The sequence below is a fragment of the Campylobacter concisus genome (assembly GCF_002912425.1).
Taxonomy (GTDB): domain Bacteria; phylum Campylobacterota; class Campylobacteria; order Campylobacterales; family Campylobacteraceae; genus Campylobacter_A; species Campylobacter_A concisus_AH.
The window spans coordinates 1-3,528 of sequence record NZ_POYR01000031.1 but is presented as its reverse complement, the minus strand read 5'-3'; the positions used below and the strand labels follow the sequence as shown (position 1 = coordinate 3,528).

Below are 3,528 nucleotides of genomic sequence, written 5' to 3'. Positions count from 1 at the left end.
GAATAGGGCGTTTTATAGAGATATTGTAAAAAATATCTTCTCCATTTTCATATTTAAAATCAAAAATTTCATCATTATCATTTAAATAGAGTTCAATATAGTCTTTTTGATAAAATACATCATCTAAGGTGTTAAATTTTTGCAATTTCAATAACCCATTCCTTCAATGCTTTTCCATTTTCAAAATAATAGTCTTGCCTTTCTATTTTTTCTATTTTATTATTGTCTAGCTTATAAAGATTTGTTATGTCTTCTTTAGTAGTATATCTATTTACACCTTCATTTGCCATAGGTCCTTCAACTGGTCTTACCAAATGATACCCGCACTCTTCACAATCCATCCCCCAAGTACCATCAGCAAATGCCATAGATATAAATTTACCACCACTTTTTAATTTTTTAAATATTTTCTTTATTATCTCTTTAGTGCGCTCAAAATCATTATAAATCAAGCTTTCTATGTCAATGACAGCATCTATGGTTCCATCTTCAATACTATCAAGAGTATTGAAATAATCACCTACTTCACTAAAAATAACACTTTTATCCAAGCCATCATATTTAAATCTTTTTAGCATTATATCAACTGCTGTTTGACTACCATCTAGGGCTATAACATTAAAGCCCTCTTTAGCACAATACCAAAGATTAGCTCCGGTGCCAGAACCCACCTCTAATATTTTTATATCTTTTCTATTCGGAACTTTGTAAAAATTTCTAGCTACAAACCTTACAACTGGCAACGCAGGGTATTTTCCCCACTCTCTTTCCTGAAATATATTTTCCCAAATTTCTAAATTTTCTTTCATTATCTTCCTTTGCGCAAAATTTATTACTATATATCTTTAGTCTATATTAAGATATTATTTTTTATACAAATTATCAATTTTAAAACCTATAGCACGGCTAAACTCTTGCGCTACTTGGGATATTTACTATCCTGTCGCTTAGAAATTTAGCATTTTTTAGCTCGTCTCTTTGGCAGTCTTTAAACATATCAAGCTCGTTCATAAGCTGCCAGATAGGACGCGTAAAAACGCCATTTTCATTGCTAAATTTCAAAAACTCATCTCTCTTTTCACGGCTTTCAGAGAGCACCACATTTAGCCAAAAATTTGACCTAGCTTCCGCTGGCTCATCTATAAATTTCACATCATCAAATTTAGAAAAATACTCTTTATAGATCATCGCAAGCTCGCGTTTGCTCTTTAAAAATAGCTCCAAATTTTCAAGCTGCGCCACAAGAAGGGCCGCATTTAAATTTGGCAAGCGGTAGTTGTAGCCGATCTCGCTATGACGATACTCAAAAGGATGTGGCACCTTGGCCGTTGTGGTGATAAATTTGGCGTGCTTTGCTATCTCCTCGTCGTTTGTGATGATAGCTCCGCCTCCTCCGCTTGTGACGATCTTATTGCCATTAAAGCTCATCGCTGCAAGCTTGCCAAAATTCCCCGTATGAGTGCCTTTATAGTAGCTACCAAGGCTCTCGGCGCAGTCTTCTACTAAAGCGATGTTCCAACGCTTGCAGATTTCAGCTATCTCATCTATCTTGCAAGGCAGTCCAAAAGTGTGCATAGGTACGCAAGCACGCACTATCCTGCCGCTAGTTTTATTGACACATTTGCCGCCTTTTAGCTCGCAGTTTTTCTCCAAAAACGCACTAAGTGACGCTGGCGACATACCGAGTGTGTCAAGATCAACATCCACGAAAACCGGCTTTGCAAAAAGGTAGCTAATGGCGTTGCAAGTGGCTATAAAAGTAACTGGCTGGGTGATCACTTCGTTATTTTGCTCTACGCCAGCTAGTTTTAGGCAGATATGAAGCGCAGAGGTGCCATTTGTCGTGGCGACTGCAAATTTAGCACCGACCATTTGAGCTAGCTTACTCTCAAACTCATCGACAAATTTGCCGACACTTGAGACAAAGCTAGAGTCGATGCACTCAAGTAGATATTTTTTCTCGTTGCCTATAAATTTAGGCTCGTGAAGTGGGACTTTGTCCTTGCCAAAGGTGCTTTTTATAAATTTCAAAACCTCGTCAAAATCACATTTTTTCATCGAGATATTTTCCTGTTTCTTTATGCATGAAATTTGGTATGAGCTCGAAGACCTCGCGCAAAACGTCCTCTTTGCTCCATGTCAAGCTTGATTTTAAATTTAAGATATTGTTTTTGAAAATTTCTAGCTTTTCGCCATCAAAATTTGCATCATTTTTAACTATGCCAATATTTTGAAGTCTTTGCATGTCAAGCTTCTCGCCATCAACGAAAAACTCCTCATAATCCTTCTCTCCAGTCGTGTCGCTAGGCGCAAAAAGACAAGGGTAAAAGCCATCTTTTGGAAGCACTTTGGCAAGCTTTCTGGCCTCCTCCTCATTTTCACATAAAAATGGCTCATAGCCTAAATTCGCCAAGTACCGTTTGGCTATTTCACTAAATGTTATGAGGTCTAAATTTTCATCTAATTTTGGGAAAAATATATCTCTATTTTCGCCAAAAATAGTGCTTAAAAGGCAGAGCTCGCCGCTCTCTTTTGGCGTTAAAAAGTAGCGTCTGACGTCGTTTGGAGCGACTATGGGCTGAGCCTTTTCTATGCGTTTTTGAAAGCCAAAAAGAAGCGAGCCGTCGCTAAATGCCACGTTTGCAAACCTAGCCATAGAAACATCTATCTCTAAAGAGTGCCTAAACGCAAACATCTCCATGATGCGCTTGCTAGCTCCCATTAAATTTACAGGATTTGCGGCCTTGTCGGTGCTAACGCAGAAGTATTTTTTTGACTTCATATCCGAAGCTTGAGCCAGCGTTTTATCGGTATTAAAGATATTTGTTTCAAGCATCCTCATGAGTGTAAATGGGTCTTTTTCACTTCTAACGTGCTTTAGCGCTGATAAATTTAAGACGTAGTCAAATCCACCACTTTGCGCCAAAAGTGCGTCAAATTCGGGGCTTGCAACATCTATGGCAAAAGTTTTAAAGTCACCACTTATATATCCAAACTCGCTTCTTATATCGCGCACTAGTTCAACAAGGTTGTTTTCAGAGATATCAACGACGTAGAGTTTTTTGGGATCTCTTATAAAGATCTCTTTTGTCACGGCAGAGCCTATAGATCCTGCCCCACCGATAACTAAAAAGCTTGAGCTTGAAACTATCTCTTTTAGTTCTTTATCAAGCGCATTTATGTCATCTTCAAAGAGATTTTTCGTGCGTCCTATTAAGCTTAAGATATCCATTTTTAGTCTTCTTTTGGAAATATTCCACGTTTTTTAAGCTCTTTTATAAGAGGTTTAGAGGCTTCTTTTGTTGTTTCTATGTCAGCATTTATGCCACCAGCTGCCGAAAATAGCCAGTATTTATGAAATTCAACCCATTCTACTAATTTATTAGTTTTTTCTTCATTTGTATCACTTGGGGCAACTGAAACTTTAGCAAGCTCAAGCTCTTGATAATAAGTAGAAATTACAAAAATATTTTCAATAAATCTCATATATTTTCGTTTTAATATTGTATTTTTCAGTCTATCTATCTT

At 37.2% G+C, this 3,528-nt stretch carries 3 protein-coding genes and 1 pseudogene; all 4 read right to left on the bottom strand.

Going from position 1 to position 3,528, the window contains the following annotated elements; genetic code table 11:
• Positions 1-131: 131 nt before the first annotated feature.
• The gene (locus tag CYP84_RS01610; protein WP_103575879.1) at positions 132-809 is read right to left on the bottom strand and encodes a class I SAM-dependent methyltransferase; all 678 of its coding nucleotides are present in this window, start codon (positions 807-809) and stop codon (positions 132-134) included.
• 97 nt (positions 810-906) lie between these two features.
• A complete protein-coding gene (locus CYP84_RS01605; RefSeq protein WP_103636450.1) occupies positions 907-2,058 on the bottom strand; it encodes a LegC family aminotransferase in 1,152 nt (383 codons plus the stop codon).
• Complete coding sequence (locus CYP84_RS01600; RefSeq protein WP_103636449.1) at positions 2,045-3,232, bottom strand: UDP-N-acetylglucosamine 4,6-dehydratase; 1,188 nt, start codon at positions 3,230-3,232, stop codon at positions 2,045-2,047. The genes CYP84_RS01605 and CYP84_RS01600 overlap by 14 nt, the downstream gene beginning before the upstream one ends.
• 2 nt (positions 3,233-3,234) lie before the next feature.
• Positions 3,235-3,528, bottom strand: a pseudogene (locus tag CYP84_RS01595) (motility accessory factor); the annotation flags it as partial.